Source organism: Hydrogenophaga sp. ANAO-22, assembly GCF_042466645.1.
GTDB lineage: Bacteria > Pseudomonadota > Gammaproteobacteria > Burkholderiales > Burkholderiaceae_C > Hydrogenophaga.
Window position 1 is genome coordinate 2,031,791 of sequence record NZ_CP159956.1, and the last position, 20,702, is coordinate 2,052,492.

The following is a 20,702-nucleotide window of genomic DNA, read 5'->3' on the forward strand; positions in this document are numbered from 1 at the left end:
TTCATCGATTGGTGCTGCGCGGGCAACCCTCAAGCTTGCGGCCCGTACTGGAACAGGCGCCGCTCCTCGGGCGTGATCTCTTCGGTCTTGTTGCCCGGCCAGTGCGTGAACGGCTCCAGCTCGAAGTGCTGCGTCTTGCCCACCGGCAGGGGCAGGCGCACGTCGCCCTTGACCAGCGTGGCCGTGAACCGCCGGAAGTCGTCGCTCACGTGCACCTCCACCTGCGCCATGTCGGCTTCACCCGGCAGGTAGTCGTTGTCTTCCAGCGTGCGCTTGGGGAACAGCTCGTCGAACGCCGCCCGCACTTCGCTCAGGTCGGATTCGCTCACCGCCCGCTCACGCAGGTAGAAGCTCAACCACAAATGGTGGCGCTTGCCCTCTCTGTCATGGAACCAGAATTTGGCCGTTTCAGGAATGCCGCGCATGCGGTGGATCTGGGTGTAGGTCGCCATCTCCCACTGGCCCACCGCCTCGGCTTCGGCGTTGCCCTGATAACTCTCCAACTCGGTCACGCGCGACACATTGCCCGTCATCACATGCCGCCACGGGAACTTCACGCGGATGTGCCGCATGTACCACATGGCGTCGGGCCGCCAGCCGGCATCGATGCGCGCGATGGTCTCGGGCTTGAGGCGGTCCAGCATCAGGCGGCGGTCCTCGCTTTCGGTGAGCGTGAACGTGCCCCCGGGCAGGCTGGCGTTGTAGCTCTTGCGGGTGATGCCGTGCAGCACCACGGCGCGGTACTGCGCCAGTTCCACCTGACTGCCCAGGCCTGCGGCCCAGAGCATCACGTGGCCGTCTGGAGCAACTCCGATGCGCACATCGTCGTAGCGTGGACGGACCTTGCCATAGGTCACATTCTTGGCCACGATGGGAGGCGCCTGAATGAACAGGTCGTAAATGCGGCGCAGCGGCAACTCGGCATCGAGCTGGTAGAAGCGGTCGTCGAGGTAGTCGTAGTACTTCAGCCGCAGCGTCTTGGGCAGGCGCGCGCCGCTCTTGCTGATGGCGCTCATGCCACCGCTGCCCGCACCCCAGGCCGCACCAAAGCCGGTGTAGAACTGGGCCACGACCTGCCCCTCGGCGTCCTTCATCCAGTTGTCGCCCGTCAAGGTGGTCACATCGCCCTGCCCCCTCGGTTCGATGTCGATGCCGTAGCGGCAGAACGAGACCTCCCATTTCATGGTGGCGGTTTCGGGGGTGGTGTTGCGCATGAAGAGTCCTTTGAGGAATTGAGCCTGGGCAGCACCCGTGGACAAACCGGTGCCCAGTGCGGCCACCTGGGCCAGCCAGCGGCGGCGAGAGAAGGGGCGCGACGGTTCAACCAAAAACATGGCCGCGCTCCAGGGTGTCGTCGCTGCGGTAGCGAGGGGCCATGGCAAAGGCATCGCTGAACGAGAGGTGCAGGAAGCGGCGCCGGAAGGCCCGGGCCCGCTCCGCGCCCAGGTTCGCCTCCAGCCCCCAGCTCTGCTGCGCCGGCTTCCACGCCACGAAGGCGTTGTCCTTGGCGAAGGCGCGCAGCTGTTGCTGCACCTGGGCCACCTCGAGGGTGTGCGCCTGCATATCAGTTTTGAGCTTGTCCGGGTACTGCGTGGTGGTGTGCCGCTCGGCCATGTCCACCATGAGCGAGAGGCCCACCTTGTAATAGTCGCCCTGCACCTGGCGCACGTGGCGATGTGGCTTGCCCCAGGCGGGCCGGTGGTCTTGCTGGCTGTACCAGCCCTGGGCGTACACGAAGGCTTGCGGCCCGGGCAAGGTGAGGGTGCCACCGCGGCCGTGAACGCTGCGCAGGGCCGGCAGGTGGCGCTCCTCTTCGGGTTCGACCTTGTTGGTGCCGGTCTTGTAGCCACCACCCACGTCCGAATGCGCCCCCGGGATGCCCAGCTCGAAGCCCATGCGCGAGCGGATGCCGTCGACCTCGCTCTTGGCCCGGCAGGCGCTGGCGATGTTGGTGAGCGGGAAGTTTTCCCGGTACTCGTCAAGCGCCACCAGATGGAACACCCGCCGCGCCGCGTCGTCTTCGAATCTCAGTTGCAGATCGTCCACGTCGTTGCCGGGCAGCAGGCCTTCGGCCGAGACGGTGTCGAACAGGCCCACGAAGTTCACCTGCACCACCACCCGGCTCCAGTCCCGGGTGAAGTGCTGGGCGATTTCTTCCCGGTTGCGCAGCAGGCTGGCGAAGTGGCGCGCCGTGGCCGCCCCCCGGCTGAAGCCGAACAGGTTGAGTTCCAGCAAGGCGGGCAAGCCTTGCTTGCCGCGCTTTTTTACAACGAGGGCTTTGAAGGGATCGAACGCCGATTGCGCGCGGCTTCGCATGCCGGTGTCGCCCGTGCCCAGGGCCTTGCCGACCCCGTCATCGCCTTGCGACCTCGTGGTGCCCATGCCTTCCACGTAGACACCCAGGTCGGGGCCGTCGACTTCCTTGTCCAGCGAATCCCACATGCGCGCCACGTTGGAGAGCGCGTTGTCGTAGCTGGTACCTTCGCCGCCGTGCCGGTCGATCGCGCCTTGGTCTCTGGTCTCGACGTTGAAGTAGTTGTTGAGAGTGCCGTCAAAAAACAGGTTGACCTGAATCTTGTCGACCTCCACCACATGCACGCTGTCCTCGACCGTGTTGGTCATGCAGCGGTTGTTGTACAGGCCCTGATCGTCGGTTTGTGGGATGGCCATGTCGAAGTCCTCCTGGTGGTTCAGGTCATTGCGACCGTTCGTGATGCATGCGGAGCTGCGCAGCTGCCTCGCCGCTGCCTATGCGCTGGGTGCGCCCCTGTCCGCCGCGAACGGGTACTCCCCCAGCACCGCCTCGATGATCTCCTCCGGGCTCTGGTCCTGGAAGACCTTGCAGTCGGTGCTCAGCGTGGCCAGGTGCAGCCAGGGCCTCAGGGTGAACTCCACCAGCGCGTGGCGCCCGGACTCCCCGATGTACCGGGCTTCGGTGATCAGGCCCGAGATCTCCCGCACCCCTGCGCCCTGGTTGACGCCCGCTCCTCCGGGCATCCCGGGCACGAAGCTGCCCTGGCCTTCGAGTTCGAGGCAGCAGGTCAGCTCGCGGCCGATGAAGGTGTTCAATTCCAGTGGGGCACCGCCCTCCGGGCTCTGCAGCACCAGCCGGTACTCGAACAGCGCGTTGATGCCCTCTTCGCCTTCGAGCTTCAGGGGCTCCAGCAAGGGAACACCGTTCACCTCGGGAATCGCCGCGCTTCGGATCGTCAGCCCACGCCGGGGGGTCGATGGGGTCATGGCAGTCCTCCTGAATGTTCTCGTTGAGATGGCGACGCATGCTCGGCCACCCTCAACGATTCATCCAAGGTCGGACTTCACTGGATTGACTTTCCCCCAAGCCTTGCCACCTGGAGGGCACTGCGTCCTGCTCCAAAAATCCGCCAACTCAATCCGCCAAAACCGCACCTCATGGCAAGCCCCTTGCGCCAGCCTCCTGTGGGTCGGACGCAGCATCCCCTCATCGCGTTGCGAGGAAGCGACGGATCAACAGGCAGACAGGGGAAGGCAGCGCCTCAGCGTGGCGTGTGGCCGTAGGTGATGGAGAGCACCACGCCCGAGCGCAGGCGCACCGTGGCGAACAGGTTGCCGGGGCCCCGGTCGTACAGCCATTCCTCGGTGACCTGGCAGGGCAGGATGCGGCTGGCGTAGGGTTCGGGCACCGGGTAGTAGTGGGGGTTCTGGTAGAGCGGCGCGCAGTAGGTGTCGGTCAGCACGGGTTGGCCGCACTTGGCCATCAGCGAGAGTTTCGAATCGCCTTCGGCCGCGATGCCGCCGGCGCAGCGCAACGATTCCGCGCGTGCCGGGGCCGCGCCGCCCAGCAAGGCCACGAGCAGCCCCAGGCCCGCCAGCCACCGCCAGCCCGGCAGGGTCGAGGGCAGTCGATAGGCTGGGGCGGACATGGCGGGCGGGCTACACGATGCCGTTGCGGATCGCGTAGACGGTGAGTTCGGCGTTGTTCGCCAAGTGCAGCTTTTCCAGCACGCGCGCGCGGTACACGCTCACGGTCTTGGGGCTGAGCATGAGTTCTTCGGCGATGTCCGAGAGCTTCTTGCCCGAGGCGATCTTCTGCAGGGTCTGCAGTTCGCGCTCGGACAGGCTGGCGTGCAGCTCCTCGCTTTCGGGGGCGTTGAGCGTGTCCACCAGCATCTGCGCCACGTCGGGCGTCACGTACTTGCGGCCCTGCATCACGGTGCGGATGGCGGCCACCAGCTCGGCCGGCTCGCCGGCCTTGTTCAGGTAACCGCGCGCGCCCGCGCGCAGGCAGCGGATGGCGTACTGGTCTTCCGGGTACATGGAGACCACCAGGGTCTTGACGGTGGAGCCCTCTTCCTTGAGCGTGCCCAGCACCTCCAGGCCCCCGCGCCCGGGCATGTTCAGGTCGAGCACGAGCACGTCGCACTCGACCTTGCGCATCAGGTCGCGCAGTTCGGGGTAGCTGCCGGCCTCGCCGACCACCTGGATGTCGGTGGCTTCCGAAATGGTGTCGCGGATGCCGCGCCGCACCATGGCGTGGTCGTCACACAAAATCACCTTGATCATGGGGTTCCTCGTCGGCCTGCGCCGCATTGTCCGGGTTGCTGGAAGTCTGCAAGGGTATCGACAGAATGACCGAGGTGCCGCGGGGCGAGGAACTCACGTCGAGCCAGCCGCCCACCTTGACGGCGCGCTCGCGCAGGCCCAGCAGGCCGAAGGACTTGGCCTTGCGCAGGGCCTGGGCGTCCAGGCCCTTGCCGTTGTCGGTCACTTCCAGGGTGAGCACGCCTTCGCGGTCGCTCAGGTCGATGTCGACCGAGCTGGCCTCGGCGTGCTTCTGCACGTTGGTCATGGCCTCCTGCGCGGTGCGGTAGGCCACCAGCTGGAATTCGCGCGGCACGTCCAGCGTCTCGGACGAGCGCCGCACCACCACCCGCAGGCCGGTGCGCCGCTCGAAGCCCGAGGCCAGCCAGAGCACGGCGGCGACCAGGCCCTGGTCGAGGATGGGCGGGCGCAGGTTCATCATGATGCGCTGGCTCGCGCCCAGGGCGTGCTGCAGCATCTCCATGGCCGAGCCCAGGTGGCGCTGCACGTCGCCCTGCTCCACGTGCCGGCCGACCCAGGCCAGGTCGAGCTTGACGGCGGCGAGCGCGCCGCCGATGTCGTCGTGGATCTCGCGCGCGATGTCGGCGCGTTCCTGTTCGATGCTGGTCTGCAGGTGCTCGGCCAGTTCGGCCAGGCGGCGGCGCGATTCGGCCAGTTCGGCATCGGCCGCAGCCTTGGCGCGGCGGGTTTCGCTGATCTCGATGGCGCGCTCGATCACGTGCGACAGGCGGTGCATGCTGTCCTTGAGCAGGTAATCGCTCACGCCCCGGTGCATCACGTCGACCGCCGCCGTTTCACCAATGGCGCCGGAGAGGATGACGAACGGGATCTCCAGCTTCATCGCCCGCACCTCGTCCCAGGCGTCCATGCCGGTGAACCCGGGCAGGTGGTAGTCGGCCAGCACGATGTCGTAGTGGGCGCTCTGCAGCTCGCGGCGGAAGTCCTCCAGCGTGTCCACCAGCACCACCTCGCTGGCGAGCTGGCTGCGCTGCAGGGCGAATTTCACGAGCGCGTGGTCCACCCGCGAATCCTCCAGATGAAGGATGCGGACAAAGCGCTTGTCCGGGGTTGGAGACGGTCCGCTCATTCTGGTGTTCTCGGGGGATGAATGCCACTTTGCACCCAGGGCTGGGCCGGCAACGCGGAAATTGGTGCTGAATTCGGCCCGTTATCTGTCGATACAGGGTCGGACAGCTGTCGAAAATTGTAATACCCACCCCAGTAGCCGAGCGCCCCACCCACCCACCATGGAACTACCGACGATGCAGCAGACCCCGCCGTCTGTCTCCCTGCCCGTGAATCTGGTGGCCGACCTCCAGGATTCGCTGCTCATGGCCATGACGGACCTGCAGCGGCTCGAAGGCCTGCTCGACCACGCCACCAGCAACCTGCTGGAGCGTTTCGGTTCGGCCAACCAGGCCCTGGGCCACCTCAGCGCCGAACGGGGCGAGGAGTTCGGCCCGATCCGCCAGAGCCTGCACCAGGCCGTGACCGAACTGCAGTTCCACGACATGGCCACCCAGCTGATCGTGCACACCGGCAAGGTGCTGCAGAGCTGCGCCTGGCGCCTGGCCGACCAGACCATGGAGCCCGAGGAAGGCGAGGTGCCGATGGACATCGACCCCATGCCCGAGCGCCCCAGCCCGGTGACCCAAAGCGAGATGGACGCCGGGTCCATCGACTTGTTCTGAGCACAGGCCGATTCAAGCCTTTGCCCCAATTGCCGATATTTGATTCCAAACGGAGTAAGCCATGCGATCGATTCTTGCCGTAGACGACTCGGCGTCCATGCGAAAAATGGTGTCCTTCACCCTCACCGGGGCGGGCTACCACGTGGTCGAGGCCGTGGACGGTCAGGACGCCTGGGAAAAAGCCCAGACGCACAGCATCGACCTGGTGCTGACCGACCAGAACATGCCCAACATGGACGGGCTGGGCCTCACGCGCAAGCTGCGTGAGCACCCCAAGTTCAAGTCCGTGCCCATCCTGATCCTGACCACCGAGTCCAGCGACCAGATGAAGCAGCTCGGCCGCGCGGCCGGCGCCACCGGGTGGTTGGTCAAGCCTTTCGATCCGGGCCGCCTGATCGAAGTGATCCAGAAAGTCATCCGCTGATTGAAACGCGCTGCCCAAGAAGCGGCCAAGGAGAACCCCGATGGGTGAAATGATGAACGAAGGCCAGAACCTCGGGAACGACATCGACCTGAGCCAGTTCTACTCGATCTTTTTCGAAGAAGCCGGTGAGAACCTGGACCAGATGGAGCAGATGCTGCTCGCGCTCGACCTCGAGAAGGCCGACGACGAGGAGCTCAACGCCATCTTCCGTTGCGCGCACTCCATCAAGGGCGGTGCCGCCACCTTCGGCTTTGCCGACGTGGCCGAGCTCACGCACCAGATGGAGTCGCTGCTGGACAAGCTGCGCCGCCATGAACTGACGCCCACGGCCGCCATGGTGGACGTGCTGCTGGAATCCTCCGACGCGCTGCGCGGCCTGCTGGGCGCCCACCAGGGCCGGGGCGTCGAGCCCCCCGCCACGGCCGACCTGGTCGCGCGCATCAGCGTGCTGGCCCACGGCGAGGACGCCGAAGTCGAACCGGAAGAAGCCCCCGCGCCAGCCCCGGTGGTGGTCGCGGCGCCCGCTCCCGTGGCCGCCCCGGCGCCAGCCCCCGCACGCAAGGCCGCCAAGGTCGAGCGCGAGCTGGAAATCCACATCGGCCCGCTGGAGAACCCGGCCTCGGCCGACGGCATCGCCGAGCTGTTCCGCGACATTCCGGGCCTGGGCACGGTCGAGGCCCTGCCCTGCGACCTGAGCACGCGCCGCGTCTGGCGCGCCCGCACCTCGGCCAGCGACAGCGACCTGATGGACCTGTTCACCTTCCACGTGGGCAAGGACGACATCCGCATCGTCGAGCCACAGGCCCAACCGGCCGCACCGAACATCACCATCGGCGAAGACGGCGAGCCCATGGGCACCGGCCACCCGAACCCGACCACCGAAGGCCGCGACTACGGCTTCTTCGAAGGCGCTCCCGGCGTGCCGATGCGCGCCGCCGCCACCGCCGAGGGTGCCGCCCCGAAGGCCGCCCCCAAGGTGGAGGCCCGTGCCGCTGCCGGTGCCGGCCTCGAATCGAGCACGCTGCGCGTCTCGGTGAGCAAGGTGGACCAGCTCATCAACCTGGTCGGCGAACTCGTCATCACCCAGGCCATGCTCGCGCAGAAGAGCCGCGAACTCGACGACAAGGACAACCAGCCCCTGCTGGCCGGCCTGGCCGACCTGGACCGCAACACCCGCGACCTGCAGGAAGCGGTGATGTCGATCCGCATGATCCCCATGTCCGTGGTGTTCAACCGCTTCCCCCGCATGCTGCGCGACCTCGCCACCAAACTGGGCAAGAAGGTCGAGCTGGTCACGCAGGGCGAATCGACCGAACTCGACAAGGGCCTGGTGGAGAAGATCACCGACCCGCTGACCCACCTGATCCGCAACAGCTGCGACCACGGCATCGAAATGCCGGAGGAGCGCCGCGCCAAGGGCAAGAGCGAAAACGGCACGATCACGCTGTCGGCCACGCACGAAGGCGGCTCGATCCTGATCGAGGTGCGCGACGACGGCAAGGGCCTCTCGCGCGAGAAGCTGCTGCGCAAGGCGCGGGAGAAGGGCATCGACGCGCCCGACACGCTGACCGACACCGAGGTCTGGAACCTGATCTTCGCGCCCGGTTTCTCCACCGCCGAGGAAGTGACCGACGTGTCCGGCCGCGGCGTGGGCATGGACGTGGTCAAGAAGAACATCGCCGCGCTCAACGGCACGGTGGAGATCGATTCGGCCGAAGGCTTCGGCATGCGCGTCTCGGTGCGCCTGCCGCTCACGCTGGCCATCATGGATGGCATGTCGGTGCGCGTGAGCGACGAGGTGTACATCCTGCCGCTGTCCAACGTGATCGAGTCGTTCCAGATCAAGCCGAGCGACATCAACACCATGGCGCAGGGCGCCCAGGTGGTGAAGGTGCGCGACGAGTACATGCCCGTGGTCGAACTCGAGCGCGTGTTCCAGGTGCCGCGTTTCGAGTTCAACGGCACCAGCCCCATCATGGTGGTGGTGGAAGCCGAAGGCTCGCGCGTGGCGCTGATGGTCGACGAGCTGCTGGGCCAGCAACAGGTGGTGATCAAGAACCTGGAGTCCAACTACCGCAAGGTGCCCAACGTCTCGGGCGCCACCATCCTGGGCGACGGCAAGGTCGCGCTGATCCTGGACACCTCTGGCCTGGTGCGCCGCTCACGCCACTGACCTGAGTCCTTTCGCCCCGCTGCCTGGCGCCCCCCGCTTTTCCTCAGTCAGGACCCCATGCTGCTGCAGACCACGCCCCCGAAGCGCTCCCCCTTGCCCACGGGCCGGGCGAGCGCGCCCGCACCCGAAGACGGCCCCCTGACCGAAGGCCGCGAATTCGTCTGGTCCAACGACGACTTCACGCGCATCAAGGCCCTGATCTACAAGAAGGCCGGCATCAGCCTGCACGACGGCAAACACGCCATGGTCTACAGCCGCGTCTCGCGCCGCCTGCGCGAGACCGGTCACGACAGTTTCAAGACCTACCTCGACTGGCTGGAGCAGCACGACGGTGCCGAGTGGCAGGAGTTCATCAACGCGCTGACCACCAACCTCACCGCGTTCTTCCGCGAATCGCACCACTTCGGCATCCTGCACGACCTGCTGGCCGCCAAACGCACGCAGGCCTGGCGCATCTGGTGCTCGGCCGCCTCCACCGGCGAGGAGCCCTACTCCATCGCCATGACGGCCACCGAGGCGCTGGGGGCTTCAGGCTCGTTCCAGATCGTCAACAGCGACATCGACACCAAGGTGCTGGCCACCGCGCAGCGCGGCATCTACAAGGCCGACGGCGTCAAGGGCCTGAGCCCCGAGCGCCTGCAGCGCTTCTTCATGCGCGGCAAGGCGGGCAACGCCGGCCTGATGCGCGTGAAGCCCGAGCTGCAGAAGCACATGGAGTTCCTGAGCGTCAACCTGATCGAGAACCTGCCGTTCCGCGAACCCTTCGACGTGGTGTTCTGCCGCAACGTGATGATCTACTTCGACGCCGCCACGCAGCGCGCCGTGCTCGAGCGCATCCACCGCGTGATGAAGCCCGGCGGCATGCTGTTCGTGGGCCACGCGGAGAACTTCAGCGACGCCCGCAACCTCTTCGCCCTGCGCGGAAAGACCGTGTATGAGCGCATTTGACGCCGTGGCCACGCGCCCGTCCGCGGGCACGACATCCCGGCTGGACGCCCTCAGAGGGCGCCCCACCAAACCGGGCGAGGCCAGCTTCTTCTACCAGGACCACCACTTCAAGCACGACGCGGTGAAGGTCCTGCCGGGCGAGTACTACGTGACCGCCGACGACCTGGTGGTGATGACGGTGCTGGGCTCCTGCATCGCCGCCTGCATCTGGGACCCGCGCGTGCGCGTGGGCGGCATGAACCACTTCATGCTGCCCGACGGCGGCAACGATTCGAGCGGGCGCTACGGCTCCTACGCGATGGAACTGCTGATCAACGAGATGATCAAGCTCGGCGCCCGGCGCGAGAGCATGCAGGCCAAGGTGTTCGGCGGCGGGCAGGTGATGCACACCTTCACCACCATGAACGTGGGTGAGCGCAACACCGCCTTCGTGCTCGACTACCTGCAGACCGAGCGCATCGCCGTGGTCTCCAAGGACGTGCTCGACATCTACCCGCGCAAGGTGTGTTACTTCCCGGCCACGGGCAAGGCCATGGTCAAGCGCCTGGCCCACTCGCATCCCGAAACCATCGAGACCCAGGAACGCAAGGGCAGCGCGGCCGTCGTGGCCAAGGCCACGGCCGGCGGCTCGGTGGATCTGTTCTAAGGGAGAAAACAACATGGCAAAAATCAAGGTCATCGTGGTCGACGACTCGGCCCTGGTGCGCAGCCTGCTCACCGAAATCATCAACCGCCAGTCCGACATGGCCTGCATCGGCGCGGCCAGCGACCCGCTGGTGGCGCGCGAGATGATCCGCGAGCTCAACCCCGACGTGATCACGCTCGACGTGGAAATGCCGCGCATGGACGGCCTGGAGTTCCTCTCGCGGCTGATGCGCCTGCGCCCGATGCCGGTGGTGATGGTCTCCACCCTGACCGAACAGGGCGCCGAGATCACGCTGCGCGCGCTGGAGATGGGCGCGGTCGATTTCGTGGCCAAGCCGCGCATCGGCGTGAGCAGCGGCCTGAACGAACTGGCCGGCGACATCGTCGACAAGATCCGCGTGGCCGCCAAGGCCCATGTGAAGCGCCTGGCCGCCGCCCCGGGGACCGCCCAGGCCACGCCCACCGCCGCCGGCCACGCCGCCGAGCCGCCGCGCGCGCCGCTGCCGCGCCTGTCCACCGAAAAGATCATCTGCATCGGTTCGTCCACCGGCGGCACCGAGGCCATCCGCGAGGTGCTGGTGCCCATGCCGGCCGACGCACCGGGCATCGTGATCACCCAGCACATGCCGCCGGGTTTCACCACCAGTTTCGCCAACCGCCTCAACACGCTGTGCCGCATCCGCGTGGCCGAAGCGCGCGACGGCGAGCGCATCCTGCCCGGCCATGCCTACATCGCCCCGGGTGGCCGCCACCTGCGCATCGACCGCAGCGGCTCCAACTACGTGGCCGTGCTGGAAGACACCGAACCCGTGAACCGCCACCGCCCTTCGGTGGAGGTGCTGTTCAAGTCGGCCGCGCGCGTGCTCGGCCCCAACGCCCTGGGCATCATGCTCACCGGCATGGGGGGCGACGGCGCCGCCGCGATGCGCGAGATGAAGGACGCCGGCAGCTACAACTACGTGCAGGACGAGGCCAGCTGCGTGGTGTTCGGCATGCCGCGCATGGCCATCCAGCACGGCGCGGCGCACGAGGTGCTGCCGCTCAACCAGATCGCCAATGCGGTGTTGAACCGGCTGGCCAGCTCGCCCTCGGGCGTGCGGCACCGGATCTGATCGTTCAGACGCGCTCGCTGAGAAGCGTGCCGGCTTCCACCGGCGCGGCGCTGCCGTGGCCGTGTTCGTCGTAGGCCACCAGCTCGGCCATGGCCTCGGGGCCCACGCCATCACCGACCACGTCCAGTTCCACCGCCTCGGCGACCTCGCCACCTTCGGGCATCACCGGCCAGGGCAGTTGCTCCATCGCCGGCTGGTCCGGGCGGTCCGCTGTGAGGGGCTTGCGCGGGATCATCGAGGCCGTCACCGCCGACAGGTCGGGGGCGGTATCGCTCTGGTTGCCCGGCACCTCGCTGCCGCCCTTCGCGGGCTCGATGCCCAGCGCGCGGTCCACCACGGCGGCGCTGGCCTCCCACATGCGGGACAGCACGTTCTGCAGGTGCTCCACCGCCTTCTTGTCCTTGGCCTGGCGCTGTTCGGCCACCTGGGCGGCTTCCTGCTGGGCCTGCCGCTGGGCGGCCACGTCCTGCGGCGCCGCTGGCACACCGGAGGCGCTGCGCGAAGCCGGCAGCGCGGCGGCGGCGTCATCGTCGGTCGCCGCGGCGCGCCCGTCCACGCCCGCGCGGGCGGCGGCAGCGGCCTGCGACGGCGTGGCGGTGCGGCCTTCGCGGCCGAAACCGGTCTGGGCCTTGCCGTCGTTGCCACCCGCCTGCACGGGCTGCACGGCGGCGACCGGCGACACCGGCGCGACGGCGGTGGACACCGGCGTCGGCCAGGACACGGCAGTGGTGCTCGAAATGTTCAGCATGGGCTTCCCCTCACGGCGGCCACCGGGCGAGACAAGCCCGGTGTTCTTGCCGGGTTTTCGGCCGGGAACACACGAACTTGAGAACTTTCTTCGCCTCCCGGCGCGCGGGGCCGACAGACGGACGGGCCGATGGGCGGCCGCCTCAGACGCCGCCAGTCGGGTGCGTCGGGTCCACCCAGAGCACCTGGTCGGGTTTTTCCACCGGTTCGATGTCCAGGTTGACCGCCACCGCCTGCCCATCGCTGCGGCAGAGCACGCACTCCAGCGCCTCGGTGGGGCTGGCGTTGATTTCCTGGTGCGGCACGTAGGGCGGCACGTAGATGAAGTCGCCCGGGCCCGCCTCGGCGGTGAACTCCAGCTGTTCGCCCCAGCGCATGCGCGCCCGGCCGCGCACCACGTAGATCACGCTCTCCAGCGGGCCGTGGTGGTGGGCGCCGGTCTTGGCGTCGGGGTGGATGGTGACGGTGCCGGCCCAGAGTTTCTGCGCGCCCACGCGCGCGAAATTGATGGCCGCCTTGCGGTCCATGCCCGGGGTGGAGGGCACGTTGCCGTCGAGCTGGTTGCCCGGGATCACGCGCACGCCATCGTGTTTCCAGGCCGGATCGGCGTGGTGATCGTGGTCATGGGGCGCGTGGGGATGGTGCTCGTGGGCCATGGCGGGTGTCTCCGGGTCGCGGGTCTTCAGTGTGCCAGCATGCGCGGGCGCGCGCATGGCGGGAAAATGCGGGGTTCGACCCCACGTTGTCCGGAGAAACTGCCTTGCCCTTGCCCACCCCCGCTCCCCGCACGCCCATGCACACCCGGCGCGTCACCTACCAGGGCTTCCGGCGCGACGACGGCCTGTGGGAGGTGGAAGGCGAACTGCACGACAGCAAGCCGCACGACATCGAGATCCACGACGAAGGCCGTTGGCTGGCGGGCGAGCCCATCCACCACATGCGCTTGCGCGTCACCTTCGACGAGGGCATGGTGATCCGCGCGGTCGAGGTCGCGATGGACGCTTTTCCGCACGGTCCGTGTCCCGAGGCCATGCCGAACCTGCAGCGCATGGTGGGCGAGGTGCTGGGGCGCGGCTGGCGCCAGACCATCCAGCGCCACCTGGGCGACGTGCAGGGCTGCACCCACTTGCGGGAGTTGTTGTTCAACCTCGCCACGGCGGCCTTCCAGACCTGCGCGGGCGCGGGTGCGTTCGCGCCCAAGGGCGATGGCCGCCCACCCGCGCACCTGGGCCAGTGCGTGGGCTGGGATTTCAATGGGCCGGTGGTGGAGCGGGTGTATCCGATGTTCTTTCGCTGGCAACCGCCGGCCTCGTCGTCTGTGACTTCCTAGCCACTTCATTCGACTGCCTCGCGGGCGCATGGGCCTCAGGCGCTCTGCTCCGCGGGTGTCCCCCGACCCGGCTTCGCCGGGTCTCCTCCTTTACCCCGCTGCGCAGAACGCCTGAGGCCCATGCGCCAGAAGGGATGCAGGCCATCCATCGTCGAGTGCCAATGAGGTCATCGGCGCCCAGGGGGAGCGGCGCAGCGAAGTAAAGGAGGAGGGACGGCGCAGCCGGCCCGGGGGACATGAGCGGAGCCGCTCCCCCTGGGCGCCGATGACCGGCGCAACGCTTAGGCCCCAACCGAAACAAGCACCCAGGCCAGCAGGTTACGCTGGTCCCCATGAAAGCCTCGCACGAACCCCGCCTGGCCCGCGTGGCCGCCATGGTGGCCGACCCGGCGCGCTCGCGCATGCTGTCCTACCTCATGAGCGGCGAGTTCGCCTGCGCGGGCGAGCTGGCCAAGGCGGCTTCGGTGACCCCCGCCACCGCCAGCGGCCACCTCGCCCAGCTGCTGGACGCGCGTTTCGTGGTCTGCGAGCCGCGTGGGCGGCACCGCTACTACCGGCTGGCCGACGCCGACGTGGCGCACGCGCTCGAAGCGCTGGCCCTGGTGGCCGAACGCGACGTGCACGACCAGGCCTGGGCCCATCCCGAGCGCCAACGCCTGCGCTACGCCCGCTGCTGCTACGGCCACATGGCGGGGCGCCTGGGCATCCTGCTGCACGATGCCCTGCAGGCCCGGGGCGCGCTGGCGGCCCAGGCCGGCGGCTACGCCCTCACCGAGGCCGGGCACACGTGGCTGTCCGACCACCTGGACCTGCAGCCCGCGCCACCACGCGCCAGCCGGCGCTTTGCCTACCCCTGTCTGGATTGGTCGGAACGGCGCGACCACCTGGCCGGCCAGCTGGCCGACGACATCCTCCAGCACCTCACCACCCAAGGCTGGCTGCGGCGCGGCGGCGGTCGGGTGCTGGACCTCACGCCCAAGGGGCAGCGCGAACTGCTGCCCCGGCTGGAGCAGGCGGCCGGCCGCGCGGCCTGATGGGCCTCACACGCCCTGGAAGGCCAGCGGGTCGCGGCCGCTGCGCGTGAGTTGCGAGCGGCGCGAGAGGTAGGTGACCGCATCCAGAAAACCCGTGCAGCGCACGATGCCCACATCCAGGTCGGCCACGCCCACGCTGAGCGGCAAGGCCTGGGCCCAGCCGTCGAAAGGACCCGGGTACGGCGCCAGCGCGTAGAACTTCTCCGTGGCGGTGCGCCAGTCGAGCGGGCCCACGCGTTCGAGCAGGTAGAGCAACCAGGCTTCGGTGGGCGACAACCGGTAGAGCGTGAAGCTCACGTTCGGCGCGTGCGCGGGCGCGCAGGCGTACCGCGGCGCCTCCTTGGGCTCGGCGCGTGTGCTGGGCCCATAGAACAGCGGCGGCGGGCGGGTGTCGACGACGGTGGCCGGGCCACCGGCGGCGTCGGCCATGGCCAGCCAGTTGGCATAGATCTGGCGGCCGCGCGCTTCCAGCCGCGCCTGCGCGGCCGCGACCAGGCCCAGCGTGTCCGGGTGGTGGACCCAGGCCAGTTCCCCGTGCTGCGCCAGGTGTTGCTCGGCGGCGTGGCGATCGCGCAGCACCGAGGCCGGCGGCAGGCGGCAGCGAAACACCAGCTGCGCGCAGCCCGTGTCGGGGGGTGGCGGTTCGGCCTCGCCGACCGTCACGAACAGGTGCAGGTCCGCGCCGGTGTCGAGCCGCGCGCGCGCCACCGGTTCGTGCAGCGCCGCCTCGGACAGCCATTGCAGCGCGCCCATCGCCTGGGCGCCCCATTGCACGTCTTCGTGCACGTTGATCAGGGCGCGCACGATCGCCACCCGCTGCTGGTACGGCGGCAGCGAGAGCGCGCCGGCCTCGCCCCGGGCCTGCAGGTGTTCGAGCATGAAGCGGCGCAGCATGCTGGCCGCCGCCGCCGCGCATTCGGGCCGCTCCTGCGAGGCCTCGTGCGCGAAATGCCATTCGTTGGCGGCCCCCTGGCGCGCCACCAGGGCGCTGCCACACACCGGGCACCGGCAGCCGCAGTCGGCCCCGCGCTCGACTTCGCCGATGAAGCGAAGCGCGCCGGATGCATCGGGGGCGGCAAAGAGCAGGGTCACGGGCAGGGGTGTGGAACGGGAAGGAAAGCCGAAGGGGGATCGGTGAACGAGCGAAGAGCCGGCCTCGGCCGGCTCCTCGGTGCGGCGGTGCCGTCGGCGTCAGTCGGGTGCCGCGTCTTCGGGCACCTTCACCAGGGTCACGGGCACGGGCGAGCGCTGCACCATGTCCTGCGACACCGAGCCCAGCACGGCCGAGCGCAGGCCGCCACCGCGCGTGCTCATGATGACGGCGTCGCAGGCATGGCCTTCCAGGATCTCGGCCAGCCGGTGGGCCGGGTCGCCGCTGGCCACGGCCGACTCGACCTGCAGGCCCGCGGCGCTGAGCAAGGCGACGGCCGGGCGCACGAGGTCGCGCCCGGCGGCCTCGCTCACCTGCTGCAGGACCGCTGGGTCGTGCGCCACCACGAGCTCGTAGAGGTTGGCCGACTCCTGCACGTTGGCCACCACGAAGCGCGCCTTCAGACCGGCGCCCACGAGCCGCAGCGCGTGGTGCACGGCCAGCAGGGCGTGCGAGGAACCATCGACGGGGATGAGGATTTTCAGCATGGTCTTTCCATTCCTTGTCTTGTGGTCAGTAGGGCCGCTCGTTGAGCACGCACCAGTACAGCTCGATGCGCTCGGCCACCTCGATGAACTTGCTGAAGCTCACCGGTTTCTCGATGTACGAGCTCACCCCCAGATCGTAGGCGGACTTGAGGTCGCTGTCCTCCCGCGACGATGTCAATATCACCACGGGGATGCTGCGAAAGCGCGGATGGGCCTTGAGCTGCTGCAACACCTCCAGGCCGTTGACGCGCGGCAGGTTGAGGTCGAGCAGGATCACGGCGGGCAGGGCCTCGCCGGCTTCCCAGCGGGGCAACCAGGCCAGCGCCTCCTCGCCGTCGCGCGCGACATGGATGGTGTTGGAGAACTTCTTCTTGTTGAAAGCCCGCAGGGTGAGGTCCATGTCCATCGGGTTGTCCTCCACCAGCAGGATGGACGGCAGCGGTTTGGCGGCGCTCATGACGGAAACTCCAGATAGAACGTGGCGCCCTGGTCCGGTGCGCTCTCGGCCCACACGCGGCCGCCCATGCGCTGCACCGCCTTGGCCACCAGCGCCAGGCCCACGCCGGTGCCGGCGTAGTCCTCGGCGCGCTGCAGGCGCTGGAAGATGCCGAAGATGCGGTCGTGGTACTTCATGTCGAAGCCCACGCCGTTGTCGCGCACCCAGAGGATGCGCCGTCCCGCTTCGCTGCGCGAGCCGATCTCCACCCGGGGCGGCTGGCGCCCCTGGCTGAACTTGATGGCGTTGCCGACCAGGTTGCGCAGCACCACCGCGAGCCCCTCGCGGTCCAGCTGCAGGGTCATGGGCTCGAGCCGAAGGCGCAGCTCGGTGCGGGCGGCCGCGATGTCGGCCGCGTGGCCTTCGAGCACCAGGTCCAGCAGCGGGCGCAATTCCACCGCCTGGTGTTCCATGGTGCGGCGCTCCATGCGCGAGTAGTCCAGCAGGTCCGAGATCAGGGCGCCCATCTGCTGCACGCCGCGCCGGATGCGGCCAATGAACTGCCGGCCTTCGTCGTCCAGCCGCTCGCTGTGCTCTTCCTGCAGCAGCTGGCTGTAGCCGTCGATGCCACGCAGCGGCGCCTTCAGGTCGTGCGAGACGGTGTACGAGAAGGCTTCGAGTTCGCGGTTGGCCGCGCTGAGCTGCTCGGTGCGCTCGGCCACGCGCTGCTCCAGCCGGGCGTTGATGCGCTCCAGGTTCATCTGCGCCTGCTTGATCTGCGTGATGTCGAGCAGGGTGCCGCTGTAGTGGTGGCCGGCGTTTTCCGCCAGCGCGCGGCATTCGACGCCGCCCCGGAACCAGCGCTCGGGCCCGAGCGAGGGGTGGCGGCGGAACTCGGCGTGCAGGCGGCCCCGGTTGCTCGGCAGAGCGCGCATGAAACGCGCCACGCGCTCGCGGTCGTCCGGGTGCAGGCAGTCGAGGTAGTCCTTGAGGGTGGGCGGCGGGCCCTGCGCGATGTCGCGGCCGATGTTGCGGTACATCTGGCGCGACCACCAGATGTGTTTGGTGTGCGAGTCGTACAGCCAGCTGCCCAGGCCAGCCATGGCCTCGGCCTGCTCCAGCAGGCCTTTCTGGTCGCTCAGGGCCTGGCTGGTCTGCAGCCGCTCGGTGATGTCCTGCACGATGGAGAACAGGTGCTTGAGCGCGCCGTCGGGCTCGCGCACCGCGCGCACGTGGATCTCGGTGTGCACGAAGCTGCCGTCCCGGCGCACGAAGCGCTTCTGCATCTGGTAGCTGTCGGTCAGGCCGGCCTTCATGCGGTCGAGCAGCGCGAGGTTGCGCTCCAGATCGGGCGCCGGGGTCATCTCGGACCAGGTCCGCTGCAGCAGCTCCTCGCGCGGATAGCCCAGGATCTGGCACAGCCGGTCGTTGACCTGCAGCCAGCTGGTGCTGTGGGGCGAGGAAATCGCCATGCCGATCAGGGGCAGCTCGTAGAACAGGCGCTGGAACTCGGCCTGCTCGCGCTGCGCGATCTGCGCTTCCTTCTGCACCGTGATGTCCAGCAGCACGCCACTGATGGCCGTGACCTGGCCTTCGGCGTTGCGGGTGAGCGCGCTGCGGTCGTCGATCCAGATCCAGCGGCCGTCGGCGCAGCGCAGGCGGTATTCCTGGCGGTAGGTGTCCGGCCCGTGCTTCAGGTAGCCGTCGATCTCGGCGTTGACCTGGCCCACGTCGTCGGGATGGATCAGGTCGTCGTAGGTCATGCGGCCCTGCAGCAGCGGCTCGGGCGCGTAGCCCCACTGGGCGATCGAGGGACTCACGTAGCGGATCGGGCAGCCGATCACGTTGTCCCACTCGATCACCACCAGCGGCGAGCGGTCCACCACGTCGTTCATGCGCTGCAGCTGCGCGTGGCTGGCCTGCAGGCGCTCGGCCATGCGGTCGGCGGCGGCGCCGATCAGCGCGAGTTCGTCGCGCCCCTGCAGCCCGGTGCGCGCCTGCAACTGGCCTTCGCCCATGGAGGTCAGGGCACGGGCCAGCTGCTCGGCGCGCCGGAACCAGACCCAGTGCAGGAGCAGCGCGAGCAGGGCCACCAGCACGAGCAGCACCAGGCTCTCGCGCAGCACCTGCGAGCGCATGCCCACGAAGCGCACGGCCATGGGCTGGCTCAGGTCGACGACGGTGAGCAACTCGTGCCCCGGCTCCAGCGCCGCCCGGCCGAACAGGAGGGATGAACCCGCCGCGCGCCCCACCTGCAGGGTGGCGCCGGCCATGGGCTCGGCCAACAGGGGTTTCACGCCCTCGAGCTCGGGGTAGAGACCCTGCAGATCGGCGAACGGCAGGCCGATGTCGGTGCGCATCAGCGACGCCAGCACCACGCCGCGCGCATCGATCAGGTAGGCGTGCTGCATGCCGCTGTACAGGCCCAGCCCGCCCACGAGCCGGCGCACCAGCAGCGTGTTGGCGTTGCCGGTCTCGGCGCTCAGCCGGCTCTGCTCCACACCCAGGCGTTCGCGCAGGCGCCGGGTCTCGCTGTCGGTCACCTGCTGATCGACCTCGCGCCACTGCATCGCCAGGTTGACACCCGTGGTCGTGAGGGCGAAGGCGGCCAGCAGAAAAGGCGCGAGCCAGCGCGCGGGAAGGGAGAGCAGGCGGGTCACCGGCTTCATGGCAAGGGCCCCGCGGTCGGTGCGCGCAGCGCCGGTGTGGTGTCGATCAGCGCGGCCCAGTTGGGGGCCGAGCGCAGCACGCCGAGTTCCACCAGCAGGCGGGCCACGCCCTCGCCCTGCTGCGCCAGCGGGGGTGGGTTGCCGGTGAGCATGGCCAGCGATTCCTCGGGTGAATAGAAGCGCAGCCCCCGCTGCACCGCCTGGTATTGCGCGGGTGTCAGGTCGGCGCCGGGCGCCAGCGAGGTGGCCGCGCCACCCGGGTCCAGCCGCATCACGTTGAGGCCGGCGGCCCAGGCCGCCATCAGCGCGTCCACCGCCTCGGGGCGCTGGCGCAACACCTCGCCCCGCACCACCAGCACGTCGACGATCTCGCCCGGCATCTGGCGGCTGTCGAAGATGGCGCGGTAGCCCAGGGCCTGGATCGGCCCGTCGATCGGCGCGTAGCTCACCGCCGCGGCCACGCGGTCGCTCAGCAGCGCCGTCTTGTGCTGCGTGGCGTCCATGCGCAACACGGTCACGTCCTCGCGCCGCAGGTTCGCCTTGCGCAGCAGGCGTTCGAGCATCAGCGTGCCCACGGTGGCGTCTTCCACCGCGATGTGTTCACCGCGCAGTTTCTGCAGACTCGTGATGCGCGGCGCGGCCACCACCACGTCGGCACCGGCCGAGGTGTCGAGCAGCGCGACGATGCGCACGTCGAAGCCGCCGTCGACCAGGCGCAGGGCCTCGTCCATGGTGAGGCCCGCCGCGTCCAGCAAGCCGTTGCGCAGATGGCGCAGGGCCTCCGCGCTGGAAATGAGCTCCACCACCTTCACCTGCTTCGCATCGGCCAGGCCCCGGTCGCGCGCGAGCACCAGCGGGTCGTAGCCGACCCAGGTGTTGAAACCGACCACCAGCGGTGGCTGGGGCGGCTCGCTGCAGGCCATCAGACCCGCCAGCGCGCCCACACAGGCCAGCCAGCCCAAGGCCGCGCGGGCGCGCAGCCACCACCCGAGGACAGCACCCTGTCCAGCGAGCCTCCCTTCGAGTCCCGAATTGCCCCGCATCCCATCTGCCATCAAAACATTCTGTCACCATCAAGGGCGGTTTCGGACCATCCCTTGGCCACGACAGGCCGCAAAACTGAACTTTTGCCCGCTTTGCCACCCCCACTGCGCATGATCGACCTCCACGGCCTGTCCCAGCACGACCTCCTGGGGCCCGCGCGCATCGACGTGCTGCGCCCGGTGAACCTGTCCGTTGCCTGGGCGCGCAGATGCGCCTGAGCCCGGCGCCGC

21 protein-coding genes are annotated in these 20,702 nt (G+C 68.7%); 8 read left to right on the plus strand and 13 right to left on the minus strand.

The window, feature by feature from the left end; translation table 11 throughout:
* Positions 1-29: 29 nt before the first annotated feature.
* From ABSY19_RS09670 to ABSY19_RS09695, 6 genes are all read right to left on the minus strand, one after another.
* The gene (locus tag ABSY19_RS09670) at positions 30-1,334 is read right to left on the minus strand and encodes a DUF2931 family protein (protein ID WP_382161868.1); all 1,305 of its coding nucleotides are present in this window, start codon (positions 1,332-1,334) and stop codon (positions 30-32) included.
* Positions 1,321-2,670: a phospholipase effector Tle1 domain-containing protein gene (locus ABSY19_RS09675; protein WP_382161872.1), complete on the minus strand. Its 1,350-nt coding sequence runs from the start codon at positions 2,668-2,670 to the stop codon at positions 1,321-1,323. The genes ABSY19_RS09670 and ABSY19_RS09675 overlap by 14 nt, the downstream gene beginning before the upstream one ends.
* A gap of 78 nt (positions 2,671-2,748) precedes the next feature.
* Positions 2,749-3,240, minus strand: a complete 492-nt coding sequence (locus ABSY19_RS09680; RefSeq protein WP_382161874.1) for a contractile injection system protein, VgrG/Pvc8 family — start codon at positions 3,238-3,240, stop codon at positions 2,749-2,751.
* Between the two features lie 275 nt (positions 3,241-3,515).
* On the minus strand, positions 3,516-3,902 hold the full coding sequence (locus ABSY19_RS09685; RefSeq protein WP_382161877.1) for a DUF2845 domain-containing protein: 387 nt from the start codon (positions 3,900-3,902) through the stop codon (positions 3,516-3,518).
* Positions 3,903-3,912: 10 nt separating this feature from the next.
* On the minus strand, positions 3,913-4,542 hold the full coding sequence (locus tag ABSY19_RS09690; protein WP_382161880.1) for a response regulator: 630 nt from the start codon (positions 4,540-4,542) through the stop codon (positions 3,913-3,915).
* Complete coding sequence (locus tag ABSY19_RS09695; protein WP_382161883.1) at positions 4,520-5,668, minus strand: response regulator; 1,149 nt, start codon at positions 5,666-5,668, stop codon at positions 4,520-4,522. Before ABSY19_RS09695 ends, ABSY19_RS09690 begins: the two co-directional genes overlap by 23 nt.
* Before the next feature lie 175 nt (positions 5,669-5,843).
* On the opposite strand from ABSY19_RS09695, the gene ABSY19_RS09700 reads away from it, so the two are divergent.
* The 6 genes from ABSY19_RS09700 to ABSY19_RS09725 all read left to right on the plus strand — a co-directional run bounded on the left by ABSY19_RS09700 (position 5,844) and on the right by ABSY19_RS09725 (position 11,574).
* A complete protein-coding gene (locus ABSY19_RS09700; RefSeq protein WP_382161886.1) occupies positions 5,844-6,272 on the plus strand; it encodes a hypothetical protein in 429 nt (142 codons plus the stop codon).
* A gap of 61 nt (positions 6,273-6,333) precedes the next feature.
* Entirely contained in the window at positions 6,334-6,696 is a 363-nt protein-coding gene (locus ABSY19_RS09705) for a response regulator (protein ID WP_291113599.1), read from the plus strand.
* Between the two features lie 40 nt (positions 6,697-6,736).
* Complete coding sequence (locus ABSY19_RS09710; protein WP_382161889.1) at positions 6,737-8,869, plus strand: chemotaxis protein CheA; 2,133 nt, start codon at positions 6,737-6,739, stop codon at positions 8,867-8,869.
* A 57-nt stretch (positions 8,870-8,926) separates the two neighbouring features.
* Positions 8,927-9,817, plus strand: coding sequence for a CheR family methyltransferase (locus ABSY19_RS09715; RefSeq protein ID WP_382161892.1), 891 nt, complete (start codon positions 8,927-8,929; stop codon positions 9,815-9,817).
* On the plus strand, positions 9,804-10,463 hold the full coding sequence (gene cheD, locus ABSY19_RS09720) for a chemoreceptor glutamine deamidase CheD (RefSeq protein WP_382161895.1): 660 nt from the start codon (positions 9,804-9,806) through the stop codon (positions 10,461-10,463). The genes ABSY19_RS09715 and cheD overlap by 14 nt, the downstream gene beginning before the upstream one ends.
* A 13-nt stretch (positions 10,464-10,476) precedes the next feature.
* Entirely contained in the window at positions 10,477-11,574 is a 1,098-nt protein-coding gene (locus ABSY19_RS09725) for a chemotaxis response regulator protein-glutamate methylesterase (RefSeq protein WP_382161898.1), read from the plus strand.
* A gap of 4 nt (positions 11,575-11,578) precedes the next feature.
* On the opposite strand, the gene ABSY19_RS09730 is transcribed toward ABSY19_RS09725, so the two are convergent.
* Both ABSY19_RS09730 and ABSY19_RS09735 read right to left on the minus strand, forming a co-directional pair.
* Positions 11,579-12,322, minus strand: coding sequence for a hypothetical protein (locus ABSY19_RS09730; protein ID WP_382161901.1), 744 nt, complete (start codon positions 12,320-12,322; stop codon positions 11,579-11,581).
* 142 nt (positions 12,323-12,464) lie between these two features.
* Positions 12,465-12,977, minus strand: a complete 513-nt coding sequence (locus ABSY19_RS09735; protein ID WP_382161904.1) for a cupin domain-containing protein — start codon at positions 12,975-12,977, stop codon at positions 12,465-12,467.
* A 104-nt stretch (positions 12,978-13,081) separates the two neighbouring features.
* Here ABSY19_RS09735 and ABSY19_RS09740 point away from each other — a divergent pair, with 104 nt between their 5' ends.
* Together ABSY19_RS09740 and ABSY19_RS09745 are read left to right on the plus strand one after the other, a co-directional pair.
* Positions 13,082-13,651, plus strand: a complete 570-nt coding sequence (locus ABSY19_RS09740) for a DUF2889 domain-containing protein (protein WP_382161907.1) — start codon at positions 13,082-13,084, stop codon at positions 13,649-13,651.
* Positions 13,652-13,983: 332 nt separating this feature from the next.
* Positions 13,984-14,685 carry an ArsR/SmtB family transcription factor gene (locus ABSY19_RS09745; protein ID WP_382161910.1) on the plus strand — a complete coding sequence of 234 codons (702 nt, stop codon included), beginning with the start codon at positions 13,984-13,986 and terminating at the stop codon, positions 14,683-14,685.
* Positions 14,686-14,691: 6 nt separating this feature from the next.
* On the opposite strand, the gene ABSY19_RS09750 is transcribed toward ABSY19_RS09745, so the two are convergent.
* The 5 genes from ABSY19_RS09750 to ABSY19_RS09770 form a co-directional block, all read right to left on the minus strand.
* Positions 14,692-15,777, minus strand: coding sequence for a hypothetical protein (locus tag ABSY19_RS09750; protein WP_382161913.1), 1,086 nt, complete (start codon positions 15,775-15,777; stop codon positions 14,692-14,694).
* A gap of 99 nt (positions 15,778-15,876) precedes the next feature.
* Positions 15,877-16,323, minus strand: a complete 447-nt coding sequence (locus ABSY19_RS09755; protein WP_291118152.1) for a universal stress protein — start codon at positions 16,321-16,323, stop codon at positions 15,877-15,879.
* A 25-nt stretch (positions 16,324-16,348) separates the two neighbouring features.
* On the minus strand, positions 16,349-16,780 hold the full coding sequence (locus tag ABSY19_RS09760) for a response regulator (RefSeq protein ID WP_382161916.1): 432 nt from the start codon (positions 16,778-16,780) through the stop codon (positions 16,349-16,351).
* Positions 16,777-19,428 (minus strand): PAS domain S-box protein, encoded by a 2,652-nt coding sequence (locus ABSY19_RS09765; RefSeq protein ID WP_382161919.1) that lies wholly within the window; start codon positions 19,426-19,428, stop codon positions 16,777-16,779. Before ABSY19_RS09765 ends, ABSY19_RS09760 begins: the two co-directional genes overlap by 4 nt.
* Positions 19,425-20,483 carry an ABC transporter substrate-binding protein gene (locus ABSY19_RS09770; protein WP_382161922.1) on the minus strand — a complete coding sequence of 353 codons (1,059 nt, stop codon included), beginning with the start codon at positions 20,481-20,483 and terminating at the stop codon, positions 19,425-19,427. The genes ABSY19_RS09765 and ABSY19_RS09770 overlap by 4 nt, the downstream gene beginning before the upstream one ends.
* Between the last annotated feature and the right edge of the window lie 219 nt (positions 20,484-20,702).